Genomic DNA, 16,635 nt, shown 5'->3' with positions numbered 1-16,635 from the left:
TCGCGGGAGGTGGCCGATGACGCATGCCGCGCTGCCTATTGAACTGAAAAATCTCAGATGGTCGGTGGATAACCTGACTATTCTGCACGATCTCTCCCTGACCATTCCCGCAGGCGAAATTCTGGCGCTGCTCGGCCCGAGCGGCTGTGGCAAAAGCACGCTGCTGAAACTGCTGGCGGGTTTGTTGCAGCCCACCGCCGGCGAACTGTGGATCGGCCAACGCTGCGTGGCCTCACCGCGCCACTGTGATGCGCCGGAAAAACGTAACCTTGGCATGGTGTTTCAGGATTACGCGCTGTGGCCGCACATGTCGGTGGCGCAAAACGTCGCCTTTCCGCTACGTATGCGCGGCATGAAAAAAGCCGCCGCGCGGCAACAGGCCGATGCCGCACTGGCGCAGGTGGGCCTTGAGGATTTTGGCGATCGCAAACCGGCGCTGCTTTCAGGCGGCCAGCAGCAGCGCGTGGCGCTGGCGCGTGCGCTGGTGGCGAAACCGGCCATTCTGCTGTTCGACGAACCGCTCTCCAACCTCGACCGCGACCTGCGTGAAACTCTGGTTCACACCATGGCGGATTTGCTGCGCGTGGCGCGCATCACCGCTGTTTACGTTACGCACGATCGCGACGAAGCCAACACGCTGGCCGACCGCATCATTCACCTGGCGCAGGGCCAGATTGTTTCCGTTACTCACCTCTCAGGGGACTGCAATGCCATCTCTCAAGTCAGTTAAAACAGGAGCCATCAGCGCGATGATGTTGACTTCCGCCATCATGATCAACGACGCCCAGGCGCTGACGGTATACACCGCCGGTCCGGGTTCGCTGTCGAAAAGTCTTGCCGCCGGATTTGAAAAACAGACCGGCATCAAAGTGAATATTTTCCAGGCCACCACCGGCAAAGTGATGGCGCGTCTGGAAGCGGAACAGGCCAATCCGCAAGCCGACGTGCTGATCTCGGCTTCGTGGGATACCGCCGAAGATCTGCAACAGCGCGGCTGGCTGCTGCCGTTCAACAGCGCCAACGCGGCGAAGGTGCCGAATCAGTTCAAAACCGCCAACTATGTCGCGCAGGGCATTTCCGCGCTCGGCATCGTGTGGAATACGCAAAGCAACACGCCAGAGCCGAAAACCTGGCAGGATCTCACCGCGCCCGCCTTCAAAGATAACGTCACCACGCCGGATCCGGCGCTGTCTGGCGCGTCACTCGATCTGCTGATTGGCCTGCAAAACAGCGAAGGCGAAAAAGCCTGGCAGCTGTTTGACCAGCTGAAAGCCAACGGCATGGTGATGAGCGGCCCCAACGCGCAGGCGGTGACGCCGGTGCTGCAAGGCGCGAAAGCGGCGGTGTTTGGCGCGGTCGATTACGTCACCTATAACAACATCGCGCAGGGCGAGAGCGTGAAAGTGATCTTCCCGGAAAACGGTACCGTGGTCGCACCGCGTCCGATGATGATCCTGAAAAGCAGCCAGCACCCAGACGATGCGAAAAAGTTCGTTGATTACGTGCTGTCAGATGAAGGTCAGGAGCAAGTGGCGAAAGCCTGGCTGATGCCGGCGCGTACCGATATCAAAGCGCAACGTCCGCTGTTTACTGAGATCAAGTTATTGCCGACTAATCAGGATGGCAGCAGCGAACGTTCGGCGGTGCTAAAGCGCTTTGGCGCCCTGTTCGGACAGTAAGCGATGTCGCGTGCCCTGAATGGCGTGATTCTGCTGGCGTTATTGCTGCTGGTAGCGCTGCCGCTGCTGTTTATCGTGCTGCAAGCGTTATTTCCCTACTTAGGTGAAGGCAGTTGGCGCGGCGCTTTTAGTGCTTTTCCGGCGCTGCTGGACGATCCGCAGCTGGCAGCGATGTGGCTGGGCACGCTGAAAATCGGCGGCGGCGTGGCGCTGTGCAGTTTGCTGCTGGGCTTGCCGCTCGGCGCACTGCGCGGCCTGTTCCGCTTGCCGGGCGCGGCGCTGTGGGATCTGCTGTTTCTGATCCCCTTTCTGACGCCGCCCTATATTGTGGCGCTGTCATGGACGCTGGCGCTGCAACGCAACGGTTATATCGAACAACTCACCGGCATCAACTTCGACAGCCTGCTGTTTAGCAGCAGCGGCATGATTGGCGTGATGACGCTTAACATCTTCCCGGTGATCTATTTCGCGGTGTCGCGTTCGCTGCTGGCCAGCGGGCAACGTCTCGCCTGGGCGGCGCGCGTGCATGGCGCATCGGCGTGGCGCGGCTTCTGGCACATCACCTTGCCGCTCACCTTACCGGCATTGGCGGGCGGCGTGCTGCTGGCGTTTACGCTGGCGATTGAGGAGTACGGCGTGCCTGCGGCGCTCGGTGCGCAGGCGAAGTTGACGCTGATGACCGTCGGTATTGAAACCAAACTCGCCGACTGGCCGATTGATCTGCCTGGCGCGGCGTCGCTGTCACTGATGCTGAGCCTGATGGCGCTCACGGCGTGGCTGCTACAGCGCAAACTGACCGGCAGCAGCGATGTGACGGCGGTTGGTGGCAAACCAGTGAGTCAGGAACTGGCGCATGCGGGACGCTTACAAATCTTAATGCTGCTGCCGTTTGCTGTCACCGTGCTGCTGGCGGTGGTGCTGCCGCTCGGCGCGATGACCCTGAGCGGCTTGCTGAATACGCTCTCCGGCGGATTACATCTGAGTAATCTGACGCTACGCCACTTCGGCGCGCTGTTCAGCCAGCAAGGCGATGCGCTGGCGGCCTTCTCCACCAGCATTGGCCTGGCACTCGGCGCGGCGCTGCTGACCGGCGCGCTGGGTTTTCTGATCGCCTGGCGCGTATCGGAAGGGAAAACCCGTTTGCTGGCAATGATGGATGGCCTGGCGCTGCTGCCTGCGGCGATGCCCGGCGTGGTGGTGGGCGTGGGGTTGATTCTGCTGTGGAACCGCGGTTTCTGGCCGGTTTCGCCCTACAACACGATGTTTATTCTGCTGCTGTCGTACAGCTGTTTGCTGCTGCCGTGGCCGGTGCGTTATGTCAGTAGCGCGCTGCGCCAGCTGGCACCCACGCTGCAACCAGCGGCGCGCGTGCACGGCGCATCACGTGTGCAGGCGCTGCGTCTGATTGTGCTGCCGCTAGTCGCGCCCAGCTTGCTGGCGGCGATGATGATGGTGTTTGCCGTAGCGTCGCGCGAGCTGGTGACATCGCTGCTGCTGGCTCCGGCAGGCACGCAAACCGTGGCGATCTTTATCTGGCGTCAGTTCGAACAGGGCTCGGTGGGACAAGGTATGGCGATGGCCACGCTGATGCTTTGCGCCAGTTTGAGTTTGATGTTGGCGGCCACGGTGCTAATGCGGCGTCATGAAAAATAATCATACATACCGTAGCGGCGTGATTCATCACGCATAAATAGGACCTTGATGATTAACATTATTTAAGCTGTGATTGTGGGTTTAACTGTCATCTTATCCACATTTTTTAAAACCCATGTCCGTGCGGCATTGACCTTACACTTTAAATGGGTAAATTGTAGTTTCGACTAGGGATGATTTCTAACCGTAAGGAAACGGCATGTATCACAGTGATTTGATACTCAAGGGCATCAAAGCCGATGAGTTGATGGCGTCACAGCTTGAAAAAGCTCTTATAGGTGTAAAAGACCAAGCTCTTCAGCAAGCCAGTAAAATTGGCGACGGAGCAACACGCTTGGTGTATTACACATCTTGCTTCACCGATAACTATCAAGATGTCTGTGCAAAGCTAAAAGAAGAAGACTTGCGCTTCCTGGATGGCATTGCCGAAGTGGTCAAAAAGGCGTGACATTATCTATAGGCTGGTTCACATCTATTTTGAAGAAATTTTCAGATTCAAAACACGCGAACAACTTTCAGCAATCAATTCCGGTTTATTAAAAGCAGGCGTGATCATCTCCTCTAACACACTAAACAATCAGACTTTTATCATTGGAATAACAACAGCTGTTTGCCTTGGCATAGGCTTTAACTCATCCATCGTCGCCTGGACAGGAAAGACCGCCGCGCTAACTGTTACCGGGCTAGGGCTATACGGCATCGTACAACAAGCTGCTGATAGTGCTGAAAGGCTTAGGCTGCAAGCGCCGATGTATTATCAAGCCCTGCACATGCAAAGACTCGAAATGATGTATTTCCTCGTCGAGCCGACTTTTATGAAAGCTCAAGCATTTGAGAGTGACATTACCAACGCAATAATTAACATGGTGAAGTAGGCATGCGTAATTTTCTAAAACAATGGTTAAAGGCGCAGGCATCATATTTCTTTTGGGGCTACGTTCCGCTTGTTTTAATTATTACTTTCGGTGTTTTTGCAGTAACGTACTTTCGCCCCTACGCACTTCAGGCCATAGGGGTTTTGATAATCATTACCTTTGCGTTTGTTGTCTGGTTTAACCGCCCTCGTTAAAATTAAAAGGAACTTAACTATGTCAACTCCAGCTCATTTATGGCTAACAGATGAAAACGGATCCCCTATCGCGGGTGGATGCCTGATGCCTACACGACTCGGCTCAATTGAAATGCGCACTCTAACGCATAACATATCGGTTCCAGCCGACAGACATACCGGAAAGTTAACAGCAGCAAGAATCCATGCCCCAATAGTTTTCCAGAAAGAATTTGACCAGACGACGCCATTATTATTTCGCGCACTGTGTCAGGGCAGAATACTTAAATCAGCCACGATAAAAATGTATAGAATTAATGAGGCAGGAATTGAAACAGAATACTTTAACATTGTTCTTGAAAACGTAAAAATAACCAGCATTACTCCATCACTCGTACCAGCAGGCATAGCAAGCACACATATGGAAAATGTCGAGATTCGTTATGAAACTATTATGTGGAAATACGTCGATGGAAATATTCAGTTTAAAGATGGTTGGAATGAACGAATGATCGCTTAATTAAATAGTTAACACCTTACCTTGCTCGCTGTTTGTCTGTGCCGATGTTTAAATAAGTATTGATGTCGGCACGGTAAGCCGAGGTGTGAAAATTTCACAGCTACCGCTTGACGTTCATGCAGGTAGCTACGGATGTTGCGTGTTGTAAAAATTTCTCTTTATCTTAAAAAACAGATGGTTAATTTTCATCAACTACACTCTCCTGAGAAATTTTGTCTCAGGAGAGAGAATGAATAACCTGCTTCAGGAAAAAATTGGCCAGAACATCCTGGTAAAACTGGCGATGCTGGTGATTATTCTGGCGGGCATTCGCGCCGCCTCGGACATTCTGGTGCCCTTCTTACTCGCCAGCTTTTTAGCTATTGTGCTCAATCCGCTGGTTACGATGCTAATGCGACGCGGCGTCAAACGTGGCCTGGCGATTACGCTGGTGATCACCGTGATTTTTATCGTCGTACTGTTACTCATTGCTGTACTCGCCAGCTCGGCCAGTGACTTCAGCGATACCTATCCGCAAATCCGCGCCATGCTGGAGCAGAAACTGGCGGTGGTGCAACATTTTGCCGCGCGTTTTCATATCAACATCTCTACCGAAGCGCTGGCTGCGCGCCTCGATCCCAACGTGGTGATGGACATGGCCACATCGGTGCTAAAACAGCTGTCCGGCGCGATGACCAACGTCCTGCTGCTGATCCTCACCGTGGTGTTTATGCTGTTTGAAGTGCGTCATCTGCCGTACAAGATGCGCAATGCGATGGTTAATCCACAAATCCGCATCGCCGGTCTGCACCGCGCGCTGAAAGGTGTGACGCACTATCTGGCACTTAAAACCCTGGTGAGTTTGATTACCGGCGTGGCCGTTTGGCTTTCGCTGCTGCTGCTCGGCGTGAAGTTCGCGCTGTTCTGGGGCGTGGTGGCGTTCATCCTTAATTTCATCCCCAACATTGGCCCGATCATCGCCGGTATTCCGCCATTTATTCAGGCGCTGGTGTTAAATGATATTTATGACGCCATGCTGGTGGCGGCGCTGTTCAGCGCGATTCATATGGTGTTCGGCAACATGCTGGAGCCAAGATTGATGGGGCGCGGGCTGGGACTCTCGACGCTTGTGGTGTTTCTGTCGTTGATTTTCTGGGGCTGGCTGCTGGGTCCGGTCGGCATGTTGCTGTCGGTGCCGCTCACCAGCGTGACCAAGATTTTGATGGAAACCACGCCGGGCGGAAGCCGATTGGCGATTATGTTGGGTAATGGACGGCCGGGTAAACGGGCGCGTTAAGGCTCTTTTACTCAAGGTCGCGCAATAGATTGCGCCGCTACGGTTCAGTTCACGTTGTCGTAGCGGCGTGATTTTACGTTATTGCGTTTGAAACACGCTGTTGTCGGTAATCGCCTGTACATCAACTTTGTTTGGCAGGATATTCAACTCGCTAAACAAGTCCGACACCTTCTGCACCTTTGCCACATCATCCGGCGTCACGCCACGTACACCGTGGGAAATACGCGCAGTAATCTGCTGCGCGTCCGCCGGTTGCAGGCGCGTTAACTGCGCATATACCTCGTTATACTGCTGCGGATGCGCCAGCGCCCACTCGCGCGCTTTGGCCAGACGATGGGTGAAATCGGCAATCGCCGCGCGCTTCGCGGGATCGTCGAGCGAGCTTTGCGTGGCGGTGACAAACGACAGCGCGGTTGTCAGCCCTTTGCCGTCACGCAGCAGACGCGCGCCATGCTTTTCCGCAATACCTAAATAGGGATCGAAGGTCGCCCATGCGGTAATCTGCCCGGAGTTAAACGCCGCGCTGGCGTCGGTTGGCAACACAAAACGCACCGGCACCGTATCACGTGGCACTTTCGCCTCTTCCAACGCCTCATACAGCAAGTGCTGCGAGATACTGCCGCGCGCCGACGAGACAACAACCTGCTTGCCAGCCAGATCTTTCACGCTGTGGATCGGCGAATCGGCAGGGACGATCAGCCCGTTCGAACCGGCGTCACCGACGTTGGTGGCGATGATCTTCAGCGGTACGCCGCCCGACGCCGCCATCAGCACCGGCAAATCGCCAGCGTACGAGGTATCGACCGCACCCGCACGCTGCGCTTCAAACAGCGGCGCCGCGCCCTGGAAATTCGCCCAGCGATAGTGATAAGGCGCGTCTTTCATGACATCTGCCGCTTCGATCAGCGAACGCAGATTGCGTGCCTGACCGCCCAGCACCAGCGTGACTTTACTCAAATCAGGCGCCGCCTGACTGCCAAACGCCGCGCACAGCAGCAGCGCAGAAACTACCGGTTTTAGCCATTTCATCGGGGAGATTCTCAGAGTGCGTTGCGGTTGAGCTGGCGGATGTAAGCATCCCAGTGCAGCTGATATTTGCGATTGCGGATGCTGTTATCAAACGCCTGCGCGGCTTTCTCGGAAACGGCGTCCGGCAGAATGATCAGATCCGCGCCACCCGATTGTGCCGCCAACTGTGCCTGACAGGCGCGCTCGAGGTAATAGAGGTTGTAGAAAGCTTCTTCAATGCTGCCGCCGCTGGTCAGCAGGCCGTGATTGCGCAGGATCAGCGCGTTAAGATCGCCGAGATCGGCAACGATGCGCTGCTGCTCGTCGAGATCCAGCGCAATACCTTCGTAATCGTGATAGCCGAGGCGATTATGGAAACGCGTGCTGTGTTGCGAAATCATCAGCAGGCCGTTCCGCTGCGCCGAAACGCCAATGCCCGCCGCGGTGTGCGTATGCAGCACCGCATGGGCATCTGGCCGCGCGCGGTGAATCGCGCTGTGAATAACAAACCCGGCAAGGTTAATTCCCAGCCCGGTTGGGTCGTCAATAATATTGCCGTCGATGTCGATTTTAACCAGCGTTTCCGCCTGGATTTCATCGAAGGTTTGCCCGAAAGCGTTGATAAGAAAGTGCGGCTGATCGCCCGGTACGCGCAGGGAAAAATGGGTGTAAATATGGTCGGTCCAGCGTAGCTTCGCCGCCAGATGATAAGCCTGCGCCAGTTTGATGCGCGCCTGCCATTCGCCTTCGCTGATGCGCTGCCGTAATGATGTGACATCCAGGGTTTCCGTGCTCATTTCCGCTCCTCATTTCAGGTCAATGTGCTTACCTAACATCGTGGCATAGCGTTTTTGCCGCTGGGAAATGCCAATAACGGCAAAACAATGTCATTAAACGCAAAGTGAGATTGATCATTGACCTGTATCAGACCGGTTTATTCTTAAATCGCTACCCTACACAGCCCTGTGAAAATGGTATGCTGCTGACGCCGCAAGCGCAGCTTAAACCGACTGAGGATTGTCTGGTGCCACTGAAAAAACGACATCACGATTTTGATTGGGTCTTAATCGTTTGTGCCGGGTTGCTGCCGTTGGTGCTCGGCATCCTTTGTACGGCCATCGAAGCGCGCCACACCGTCAGCCAACAGCAGATCTCAACCGCCAATACCTTGATTACTCAGGCTGAAAAGATGAGTGACAACGCCTGGGATATGATCACTGAGATGCGCCAGTATCAGTACCAGCCTTGTGCACAAATCGAAGATCAGCTGCAGCGCGCCGGTACGCTTAATCCCTATTTTCGATCCATTGGTATGATGAAAGGCAATGACATCATTTGCTCGTCCGCCTTTGGCCTGCGACATGGCACCCTGACTGAGATGATGATGCAGCCGCCGCCGATAACCGGCAAAGCCTGGTGGAGCATTTCGGTGCGCGGAACGGTTGGCGTGCCTAATCGTCCGGCGGTGGTGTTTATGCGTCAGCTTCCCGATACCAGCGGTTTTTGGGCGGTCATCGACGGCCAATATTTGATGGATTTCATGAACGCCATCGGCGGTTCACGCGGTTACCACATGAGCCTGCAATTTAGCGGTGGCGCAGTGATCGCCAGCGGACCGGCTGACATGCAGCCAAAGCTGTATATGAAAAGTGAATCTTTTCAGGCCGACTCCAGCCGCTATCCCATCACCGTTAATGTAACCGTTCCGGCTTCTGAGCTGCTCAAAGCCTGGCGTCAGGCGCTGTTCATCTTCCTGCCGATGGCGGCGATTTTCTCGATTTTGCTGATGATCCTCACCGCCAATTGGCTGCGTCGTCGTATTTCCTGGCACGATGAGATTGGTCGCGCTATCCGCGCCCGCCAGTTCTCAGTGCATTATCAGCCGGTATACAGCAATACCTTGCACGCCTGCGCCGGTGTTGAAGCCTTACTGCGCTGGCAACGGCCCAATGGCGTGATGATTCGTCCGGATATCTTTATCAGCGCCGCTGAAGCCGAAGGGATGATTGTGCCGTTGACGCAGCATCTGCTGGAGTTGATGGCCGAAGATATTCAGAGCTGGCAGGTCGAGCCCGGATTTCACCTCGGGCTGAATCTGGCAGCGGAGCATCTGCAGCATGACGATTTCGTGGCCGATATTGAATTGTTTGCTGAGCGCATCAAAGACAAACAGCTGTGCATCACGCTGGAGCTGACCGAACGCAGCCTGATTGAAGAGGGTGAAAAGGTGGCGTGTAAACTGCGTCATTTGCGCGCGCAGGGCATGAAGGTGGCGATTGATGATTTCGGTACCGGCCACTGTTCACTGACCTACCTGCTCACCTTCCCGCTGGACTACCTGAAAATCGATCGCGGCTTTATCAATGCCATTGAAGGCCTCGACGTGGAAACGCCGGTGCTGGATGCGATTATTAATCTGTGCCACAAGCTGGAACTGGATGTGCTGGGCGAAGGCGTCGAGACCGCAACACAATTTGAGTACCTGCGGCAGCGTGGTGTGATATTTATTCAGGGCTACTATTATGCCCGTCCGCTGGATAATGACCGGCTGCGTGCCTGGCTCAGCGAGCAAGGGCACAAGCCACTTCTCGTTGAGGAACATTATGAGCCTGAACTGCATCATTCTTGATGACTACCAGAACGTCGCCCAGTCGCTTGCCGATTGGGCATCTCTCGCCCCGCTGGTGCACACCACTTCCCTGACTGAACATTTCGCCGACCAGGATGAATTGGTTAAGCGCATCGCGCACGCCGATATTTTGGTGGTTATGCGCGAACGCACGCCGCTCAGCGCCGAGCTGATTGGCCGCTTGCCCAATCTGAAAATGGTAGTCACTTCCGGCATGCGTAATGCCTCCATCGATTTACATGCCTGCGCGGAACGCTATATCGCGGTGTGCGGTACCGCCAGCAGCAGCGCGGCACCGCTGGAACTGACGTGGGGATTGTTGCTGGGATTGGCGCGCCATATCGTGCCGGAGAATCAGGCGCTGCGCAGCAACGGCGCGTGGCAGCACACCGTTGGCATGGGCCTGCAGGGCAAAACGCTGGGATTAATTGGATTGGGTAAAATCGGCGGCGAGATGGCAAAAGTGGCGCAGGCGTTTGGGATGCGCGTGTGTGCGTGGAGCCAGAATTTAACCGCCGAACGTGCCGCCGAGTGTGGCGCAGAACGTTCGCCATCGCTGGCGGCGCTGCTCAGTAGCAGCGATGTGGTGTCCATTCATCTGGTATTGAGCGAGCGCTCACGCCATTTAATTGATGCAGCGGCGCTGGCGCAGATGAAACCCGGCGCGCTGCTGATTAACACATCGCGCGCCGGCATTGTCGATCAACAGGCGATGATCGCCGCGCTGCAATCGGGTCAGTTAGCCGGTGCGGGATTAGATGTGTTTGAACAGGAACCGCTGCCCGCCAATCATCCGCTGCGTCAGCTGCCGAACGTGCTGGCGACGCCGCATCTCGGCTATGTCGCCGACAGCAATTATCGCACCTACTTCACGCAGGCGGTGGAAGATATTCAGGGATGGTTAACGGGTGCGCCGCTGCGCTCGCTGCTCTGAACGGCCTGCGCGCCGTTTTTCCGCAATGCGCAGCGCCACTTCAAGGCTGTCTTCCGCCAGCGCGCCATTCGGCACATCGCGCTGGGCATTGAGACGTTGATTAATGCGCTCCAGCGTCGGCGTTAACTGCCCCACGAACTGCTGATATTCATCAAGCTGCGTGATGGGTTGGTTACATGCGATGCTGGTTTGCGTCAACCGTTGCAGCTGACGCAAGCTCTCGGTCGCCTGGCGGGAGAGTAATCCGGCCTGACGCCAGCTTTTCAGGCGCTGCAGCAGTTCATCGGGTTGTTGCGCCAATAATGCCAGCTGCGCATCGGTTCGTTCGCCACAGTTAATCCACGCCACCGAGCTAATGGAAACGGCAGTCGTACGCTGTGCCGCAGGCACAAGATTGATAAGATTGCTTTCTACACTGTCGCTCATCGACAGCCAGGGATTCTTAAAAGACTGGGCGTTTATCCTCGACATGAACACTCCACCAAAGCACGGCGGCAGAGTATTACCCAATGTTTTGGAGCTGGCAAGCAGAGGTTGCCGCCTCGCTTAATGGTAAATTTTTCTTATTTATTTGCGCATCAATTAGGTATGGCAATAAAGCCGCGGCATACCAGAATAATTGATTATTTGATCGCCATTGGGGAGTTGATACATCTGATAATAATCACTGTGGGATTCTCGCGCCGAGGTGAAAAGTATCTGCGCAGCGAGTGGCTCGGGCACCGTATCATCGGCCATCGCCTGCACTTTACGGGTATTCACCAGCATAAAATCGCCCTGACGATGCCAGCTACTGACAGAAACGCGATTTAAACGATATTGACGATCCGGCAATGTCACCGTGCCGATTAGCGTTGATGCGCCGCTACCATCCGCTTTAAAACGTGTGCGTACCGTCGCATCCAGCGTACCCGTTGGCTTCCCTTCATTATCAATGCGATAGGGAACATCACACCATTCGGGTACCACAACGGTTGGGCGGACCAACAGCACCCACGCCCAGGGAAGAATGAACGCAATAATAACAACCAATGTGAGTAATGACTTACGCATCAGGTAGCTCCTGATTAGATATCAACCATGAAATACATCCATTATTCTTTTGCTCGATGGGTTGGAGGCAAAGGAAAGCACTGCTGAAGGCACGAATGCGTGAACGGTTGATGTACAGCAACGGCGGGACTGAGCCATCCGGCAGGCGCGGTTTTAACTCGCGGAATCGGCGCATAGCATCCTGAACGACAAAAGAATCGGCAGAAAGTCTTTCATTGATAAAGACCTGCGTCTGCGCTTCCTGGCCATAAAATTTAAATTGCATGCCATCATGTTCGGTTGGCGCAAACTCCTGACGGATAATTAGTGCCAGCGCCACATTTAGCAGTAATAATCCCGCCAGCACGCCACGCCACAGCCAGGATTTTTTCTTCACGGCGACCGCTTTCACAGCAGGTTCGGGCTGCACCGTGACCGGCTTTTCAGCTTCAGCAGCAGGCGTAGCGACCTCATTGAAGGATTCGACATCGACCTGCTCGGCCAGCACGCAGCCAATCAGCGGCACCTGATGTACCAATGCACCTGGCGCGTGCGCCTGCTGCGCCAGACGATTGATCTCAGCAATGGTCAACGTTAAGCGATCGGCAAAGGGGATCTCAGAAGGTTCGCGCTGAAACAGCACATGCAATGCCTGATTACGCACCAGCTTGCCTTGGGCATTGAGCACGCGACGTAATACCGCGCTTTGCAGCGGACTTAATGCCACGCGTTGAGCGGGAGAATTGAGTGGATAAAACACCTGTTGGTCGGCATCAAAACAGAGACTTTTGGCAAATAAAACAAAGCGCGCCATATGAAACCTGATTTCCAAAAAAGCAACTCACGCAAGTATATGTAGTTTCGCGAGATGGCGCACGCTTACTGCAAATCGCTGCGTGAAATTGCGGCCTTTTTTCGACGCGTTTTAAGCGCTAACAGGCCACAGCATTAGCTAAAAAATAGCCAGTTAATGGTGAGAACATGACAAATATCACACAAAATCGGTATACTCTGTCGCGGTTGGCAATCATTACTTTCCTAATAATTGCCCGGCAGGGCAGGGAAAAAGCGTTATTTCCCCGCTATGCTTTAATTTTCTCAACGCCGCGGACTGTTGGCATTGTTTGAGTCCGCAGCGTTGAGGATTTTTCGAATTCCAATACAGGGTATCTGCATGAAACTACGTAGGAAGCGTGTAAAACCTATCGGGATTGATGATGTCACCATTATCGATGACTCCCGTTTACGTAAAGCCATTACCGCGGCTTCGCTGGGCAACGCGATGGAATGGTTTGATTTTGGTGTTTATGGCTTTGTGGCTTACGCGCTGGGTAAGGTGTTCTTCCCGGATGCTTCTCCAAGTGTACAGATGATTGCTGCGCTGGGTACGTTCTCAGTTCCGTTCCTGATTCGTCCACTCGGTGGTTTGTTCTTCGGCATGTTGGGCGATAAATATGGTCGCCAGAAAATCCTTTCTATTACCATCGTTATCATGTCGATCAGTACCTTCTGTATCGGCTTGATACCGTCCTATGCCTCAATTGGTATTTGGGCACCGATTCTGCTGCTGTTGGCAAAAATGGCGCAGGGCTTCTCGGTCGGCGGTGAATATACCGGTGCATCGATCTTCGTTGCCGAGTACTCGCCTGACCGCAAGCGCGGCTTTATGGGCAGCTGGCTTGATTTCGGCTCCATCGCCGGTTTTGTGCTCGGTGCGGGCGTCGTGGTGCTGATCTCCACCATTATCGGTGAAGAGAAATTCCTCGAGTGGGGCTGGCGTATTCCGTTCTTTATTGCGCTGCCGCTCGGCATTATCGGTTTGTATCTGCGTCATGCCCTGGAAGAAACGCCGGCGTTCCAGCAGCACGTTGACAAGCTGGAACAAGGCGACCGTGAAGGTCTGCGCGACGGCCCGAAAGTGTCGTTTAAAGAGATCGCGACCAAACACTGGAAAAGCCTGTTGGCCTGTATCGGTCTGGTGATTGCCACCAACGTGACCTACTACATGCTGCTGACCTACATGCCGAGTTACCTGTCGCATAACCTGCACTACTCGGAAGATCACGGCGTGTTGATCATCATCGCCATTATGATGGGTATGTTGTTTGTGCAGCCAGTAATGGGCATGCTGAGTGATCGCTTTGGCCGTCGTCCGTTTGTCATCATCGGCAGTATCGCCCTGTTTGCCTTCGCGATTCCGGCCTTTATGCTGATTAACAGTGGCGTGCTGGGTCTGATTTTTGCCGGTCTGTTGCTGATGGCTGTGATCTTAAACGCCTTTACCGGTGTAATGGCATCCTCGCTACCTGCGATGTTCCCAACCCACATTCGCTACAGCGCATTGGCAAGTGCCTTCAATATTTCGGTGCTGATTGCCGGTTTAACACCGACATTCGCCGCTTATTTAGTGGAAGCCACCAACAATCTGTATATGCCGGCATACTACCTAATGGTTGTCGCGGTGATTGGTTTGATTACCGGTATCTTCATGAAAGAGACCGCCAATAAGCCGCTGCGCGGTGCTACGCCAGCCGCGTCGGACATGGATGAAGCACGTGAAATCCTGCAGGAGCATCACGACAACATCGAGCAGAAAATCGAAGATATTGATGACGAGATCGCCAAGCTTGAGGCGAAACGTAAAAACCTGGTGCAGCAGCATCCGGACATCAACGAGTAATCTTCCCTACTCCCGCCACCCGGCGGGAGTTTTCGTTTCCGCACACAATCCTTCATGCACAGCCGCGAAAAGGGGTAAACTATTGCCACTTTTTTAACCTGCATAAGTTGTAAAGCATGTCTGAATTTAATCTGATCCAGCGCCCAAGAAGGCTGCGCAAAAGCGCGTCAATGCGCGAAATGTTCCAGGAATCTCACCTCAGCATCAACGATTTGGCACTGCCCATTTTCGTTGAAGAAGGCGTGGACGAGTATGTGCCCATTAACGCCATGCCGGGCGTGGTGCGTATCCCCGAGAAACGTTTAGCTTATGAGATTGAACGTATTGCCAAAGCGGGCATTCGTTCAGTGATGACCTTCGGTATTTCCCACCACACCGACGCCACCGGCAGCGATGCCTGGAATGAAAACGGTTTAGTGGCGCGTATGTCACGTATCTGCAAAGACACCGTGCCAGAAATGATCGTGATGTCTGATACCTGCTTCTGCGAATACACCAGCCACGGCCATTGCGGCGTGCTGTGCGATCACGGCGTCGATAACGACCAAACGCTGATTAACCTCGGCAAGCAAGCCGTGGTTGCGGCACAAGCCGGCGCAGACTTTATCGCTCCTTCTGCCGCGATGGATGGCCAGGTGAAAGCCATTCGCCAGGCGCTCGACGCCGCCGGCTTCACCGATACCGCCATCATGTCTTATTCGACGAAGTTCGCGTCCTCCTTCTACGGCCCGTTCCGTGAAGCCGCAGGCACCGCGCTGAAAGGCGATCGTAAGACTTACCAGATGAATCCGATGAACCGCCGTGAAGCGCTGCGTGAGTCGCTGCTTGATGAAGCGGAAGGTGCAGATTCTCTGATGGTAAAACCGGCTGGCGCTTACCTCGATATCCTGCGCGATATCCGCGAACGCACCACGCTGCCGCTCGCTGCGTACCAGGTGAGCGGTGAGTACGCGATGATCAAATTCGCCGCGCAGGCGGGTGCCATCGACGAACGTAATGTGGTTCTGGAGAGCCTTGGCGCGATTAAACGTGCCGGCGCGGATCTCATTTTCAGCTATTTTGCCCTTGATCTCGCTGAGCAAAAAGTGCTCTGATTATCGTTACGCCTGGCATCGGACATCGCATACCGTTGCCAGGCGCTTTCAGCCTTTGTGGCTTAAACACCAGTGTTTCTGTAATCCCATAATTATTAAGAGTAACGCGATGAAAGCACCTGCACTGCCTGCGGACGAGTCACATCGTCTGGCCCAGTTACGTGCGCTCAACATTCTGCACACGCCTGCCGAAGAGCGTTTCGACCGTTTAACCCGCCTTGCCCGTCGTTTGTTTGGTGTACCCGTTGCGCTGGTCAGCCTGCTGGAAGAGGACCATCAGTGGTTCAAATCCACTGCGGGTTCAAGCGATACCACCGCACCGCGCAATACCTCTTTCTGTGGCCACGCCGTGCTGCAGGATGATGTGATGGTGGTGGAAAACGCGCTTGATGACGAGCGCTTCTTCGATAATCCACTGGTTAAAAATGCCGAAAATCCGGTGCGTTTCTACGCCGGTTGCCCATTGCGCACGCCGGCTGGTGCGAAAGTCGGCACCTTGTGCATTATCGATCATCATGCGCGCCAGTTCGATGCGGATGATATCCATACATTGCGTGATTTAGCCGCAATGGCGGAAGCGGAGCTGGTGGCGTTCCAGACCGCAACATCCGATGAACTGACGCAAATCACCAATCGCCGTGGCTTTATGACGCTCGGCCAGTTGGCGCTGAATGAGTGCCAGCTGAAGCAGTTACCGGCCAGCCTGACTTTCCTCGATCTCGATCGCTTTAAAGCCATTAACGATACGCTCGGTCATCGCGAAGGCGACCGCGCATTAATGGACTTTGCCAACGCCATGAAGGTGAGTTTTCGCCATGCGGATATCTTTGCCCGTTTGGGCGGCGACGAATTTGTGGTGCTGTTTAATGGCTTGCAGCAAGCCGATGCCGAAGGTGTGTTGGCGCGCTTTGATGGTTTCCTGCAACAGCAAACCCAGAACCTCGAGCGCCGCTACGCTCTGCACTTCTCATCGGGCATTGTTGAGTTCGATCCCGATCATCCGCAGTCGCTGGAACAGCTGCTGGAAGGTAGCGACGAACGGATGTACGCCGCTAAGAACGGGAAAAAGAAGCTGAGTTGAT

At 54.4% G+C, this 16,635-nt stretch carries 17 protein-coding genes; 12 read left to right on the top strand and 5 right to left on the bottom strand.

Annotated elements, in window-relative coordinates; translation table 11 throughout:
• The first annotated feature begins 16 nt into the window (after window positions 1-16).
• The 7 genes from Q3H59_RS01530 (at window position 17) to Q3H59_RS01500 (ending at window position 6,176) form a co-directional block, all read left to right on the top strand.
• The gene (locus Q3H59_RS01530) at window positions 17-730 is read left to right on the top strand and encodes an ABC transporter ATP-binding protein (protein ID WP_309832825.1); all 714 of its coding nucleotides are present in this window, start codon (window positions 17-19) and stop codon (window positions 728-730) included.
• A complete protein-coding gene (locus tag Q3H59_RS01525) occupies window positions 708-1,679 on the top strand; it encodes an ABC transporter substrate-binding protein (RefSeq protein WP_222235067.1) in 972 nt (323 codons plus the stop codon). Before Q3H59_RS01530 ends, Q3H59_RS01525 begins: the two co-directional genes overlap by 23 nt.
• A 3-nt stretch (window positions 1,680-1,682) precedes the next feature.
• Window positions 1,683-3,332: an ABC transporter permease subunit gene (locus tag Q3H59_RS01520; RefSeq protein WP_309832823.1), complete on the top strand. Its 1,650-nt coding sequence runs from the start codon at window positions 1,683-1,685 to the stop codon at window positions 3,330-3,332.
• 199 nt (window positions 3,333-3,531) lie between these two features.
• Window positions 3,532-3,780 (top strand): hypothetical protein, encoded by a 249-nt coding sequence (locus Q3H59_RS01515; protein ID WP_309832822.1) that lies wholly within the window; start codon window positions 3,532-3,534, stop codon window positions 3,778-3,780.
• On the top strand, window positions 3,749-4,207 hold the full coding sequence (locus Q3H59_RS01510; RefSeq protein ID WP_309832821.1) for a hypothetical protein: 459 nt from the start codon (window positions 3,749-3,751) through the stop codon (window positions 4,205-4,207). The genes Q3H59_RS01515 and Q3H59_RS01510 overlap by 32 nt, the downstream gene beginning before the upstream one ends.
• 213 nt (window positions 4,208-4,420) lie before the next feature.
• Window positions 4,421-4,900, top strand: coding sequence for a type VI secretion system tube protein TssD (locus Q3H59_RS01505; RefSeq protein WP_101762703.1), 480 nt, complete (start codon window positions 4,421-4,423; stop codon window positions 4,898-4,900).
• 229 nt (window positions 4,901-5,129) lie between these two features.
• The gene (locus Q3H59_RS01500) at window positions 5,130-6,176 is read left to right on the top strand and encodes an AI-2E family transporter (RefSeq protein ID WP_101762704.1); all 1,047 of its coding nucleotides are present in this window, start codon (window positions 5,130-5,132) and stop codon (window positions 6,174-6,176) included.
• Between the two features lie 78 nt (window positions 6,177-6,254).
• On the opposite strand, the gene Q3H59_RS01495 is transcribed toward Q3H59_RS01500, so the two are convergent.
• Together Q3H59_RS01495 and Q3H59_RS01490 are read right to left on the bottom strand one after the other, a co-directional pair.
• Window positions 6,255-7,205 carry an ABC transporter substrate-binding protein gene (locus Q3H59_RS01495; protein ID WP_309832818.1) on the bottom strand — a complete coding sequence of 317 codons (951 nt, stop codon included), beginning with the start codon at window positions 7,203-7,205 and terminating at the stop codon, window positions 6,255-6,257.
• Window positions 7,206-7,216: 11 nt separating this feature from the next.
• On the bottom strand, window positions 7,217-7,981 hold the full coding sequence (locus Q3H59_RS01490) for a class II aldolase/adducin family protein (protein ID WP_101762706.1): 765 nt from the start codon (window positions 7,979-7,981) through the stop codon (window positions 7,217-7,219).
• Between the two features lie 227 nt (window positions 7,982-8,208).
• On the opposite strand from Q3H59_RS01490, the gene Q3H59_RS01485 reads away from it, so the two are divergent.
• Window positions 8,209-9,813: an EAL domain-containing protein gene (locus Q3H59_RS01485; RefSeq protein ID WP_309832815.1), complete on the top strand. Its 1,605-nt coding sequence runs from the start codon at window positions 8,209-8,211 to the stop codon at window positions 9,811-9,813.
• Entirely contained in the window at window positions 9,788-10,747 is a 960-nt protein-coding gene (locus tag Q3H59_RS01480) for a D-2-hydroxyacid dehydrogenase family protein (protein ID WP_309832813.1), read from the top strand. Before Q3H59_RS01485 ends, Q3H59_RS01480 begins: the two co-directional genes overlap by 26 nt.
• On the opposite strand, the gene Q3H59_RS01475 is transcribed toward Q3H59_RS01480, so the two are convergent.
• The 3 genes from Q3H59_RS01475 to Q3H59_RS01465 form a co-directional block, all read right to left on the bottom strand.
• Window positions 10,715-11,218 (bottom strand): hypothetical protein, encoded by a 504-nt coding sequence (locus Q3H59_RS01475; protein WP_192414786.1) that lies wholly within the window; start codon window positions 11,216-11,218, stop codon window positions 10,715-10,717. The two genes, Q3H59_RS01480 and Q3H59_RS01475, sit on opposite strands and share 33 nt — an antisense overlap.
• 111 nt (window positions 11,219-11,329) lie before the next feature.
• Window positions 11,330-11,800, bottom strand: a complete 471-nt coding sequence (locus Q3H59_RS01470) for a hypothetical protein (protein WP_101762709.1) — start codon at window positions 11,798-11,800, stop codon at window positions 11,330-11,332.
• Complete coding sequence (locus Q3H59_RS01465; protein ID WP_101762710.1) at window positions 11,793-12,593, bottom strand: hypothetical protein; 801 nt, start codon at window positions 12,591-12,593, stop codon at window positions 11,793-11,795. The genes Q3H59_RS01470 and Q3H59_RS01465 overlap by 8 nt, the downstream gene beginning before the upstream one ends.
• Before the next feature lie 360 nt (window positions 12,594-12,953).
• On the opposite strand from Q3H59_RS01465, the gene proP reads away from it, so the two are divergent.
• From proP to Q3H59_RS01450, 3 genes are all read left to right on the top strand, one after another.
• Entirely contained in the window at window positions 12,954-14,459 is a 1,506-nt protein-coding gene (gene proP / locus Q3H59_RS01460; RefSeq protein ID WP_101762711.1) for a glycine betaine/L-proline transporter ProP, read from the top strand.
• A gap of 116 nt (window positions 14,460-14,575) precedes the next feature.
• Entirely contained in the window at window positions 14,576-15,553 is a 978-nt protein-coding gene (hemB, locus tag Q3H59_RS01455; RefSeq protein ID WP_110867652.1) for a porphobilinogen synthase, read from the top strand.
• Between the two features lie 109 nt (window positions 15,554-15,662).
• Window positions 15,663-16,634 (top strand): diguanylate cyclase, encoded by a 972-nt coding sequence (locus tag Q3H59_RS01450; protein ID WP_210081392.1) that lies wholly within the window; start codon window positions 15,663-15,665, stop codon window positions 16,632-16,634.
• Window position 16,635: the final 1 nt, after the last annotated feature.

Origin of the sequence: Pantoea sp. SORGH_AS_0659, from assembly GCF_031453915.1 — a bacterium.
In the GTDB taxonomy this organism is placed as follows: Bacteria; Pseudomonadota; Gammaproteobacteria; order Enterobacterales; family Enterobacteriaceae; genus Pantoea; species Pantoea leporis.
The sequence above is the reverse complement of the archived record's forward strand: the minus strand, read 5'-3'. Positions and strand labels throughout refer to the sequence as shown.

Bases quoted from the DNA above. Each gene is read 5' to 3' on its own strand.
- Q3H59_RS01500 (WP_101762704.1), top strand. From the start codon at position 5,130: ATGAATAACCTGCTTCAGGAAAAAATTGGCCAGAACATCCTGGTAAAA.
- Q3H59_RS01490 (WP_101762706.1), bottom strand. From the start codon at position 7,981: ATGAGCACGGAAACCCTGGATGTCACATCATTACGGCAGCGCATCAGC.
- Q3H59_RS01505 (WP_101762703.1), top strand. From the start codon at position 4,421: ATGTCAACTCCAGCTCATTTATGGCTAACAGATGAAAACGGATCCCCT.
- Q3H59_RS01510 (WP_309832821.1), top strand. From the start codon at position 3,749: ATGGCATTGCCGAAGTGGTCAAAAAGGCGTGACATTATCTATAGGCTG.
- Q3H59_RS01475 (WP_192414786.1), bottom strand. From the start codon at position 11,218: ATGTCGAGGATAAACGCCCAGTCTTTTAAGAATCCCTGGCTGTCGATG.
- Q3H59_RS01495 (WP_309832818.1), bottom strand. From the start codon at position 7,205: ATGAAATGGCTAAAACCGGTAGTTTCTGCGCTGCTGCTGTGCGCGGCG.
- Q3H59_RS01470 (WP_101762709.1), bottom strand. From the start codon at position 11,800: ATGCGTAAGTCATTACTCACATTGGTTGTTATTATTGCGTTCATTCTT.
- proP (WP_101762711.1), top strand. From the start codon at position 12,954: ATGAAACTACGTAGGAAGCGTGTAAAACCTATCGGGATTGATGATGTC.
- hemB (WP_110867652.1), top strand. From the start codon at position 14,576: ATGTCTGAATTTAATCTGATCCAGCGCCCAAGAAGGCTGCGCAAAAGC.
- Q3H59_RS01480 (WP_309832813.1), top strand. From the start codon at position 9,788: ATGAGCCTGAACTGCATCATTCTTGATGACTACCAGAACGTCGCCCAG.
- Q3H59_RS01515 (WP_309832822.1), top strand. From the start codon at position 3,532: ATGTATCACAGTGATTTGATACTCAAGGGCATCAAAGCCGATGAGTTG.
- Q3H59_RS01450 (WP_210081392.1), top strand. From the start codon at position 15,663: ATGAAAGCACCTGCACTGCCTGCGGACGAGTCACATCGTCTGGCCCAG.
- Q3H59_RS01525 (WP_222235067.1), top strand. From the start codon at position 708: ATGCCATCTCTCAAGTCAGTTAAAACAGGAGCCATCAGCGCGATGATG.
- Q3H59_RS01465 (WP_101762710.1), bottom strand. From the start codon at position 12,593: ATGGCGCGCTTTGTTTTATTTGCCAAAAGTCTCTGTTTTGATGCCGAC.
- Q3H59_RS01530 (WP_309832825.1), top strand. From the start codon at position 17: ATGACGCATGCCGCGCTGCCTATTGAACTGAAAAATCTCAGATGGTCG.
- Q3H59_RS01520 (WP_309832823.1), top strand. From the start codon at position 1,683: ATGTCGCGTGCCCTGAATGGCGTGATTCTGCTGGCGTTATTGCTGCTG.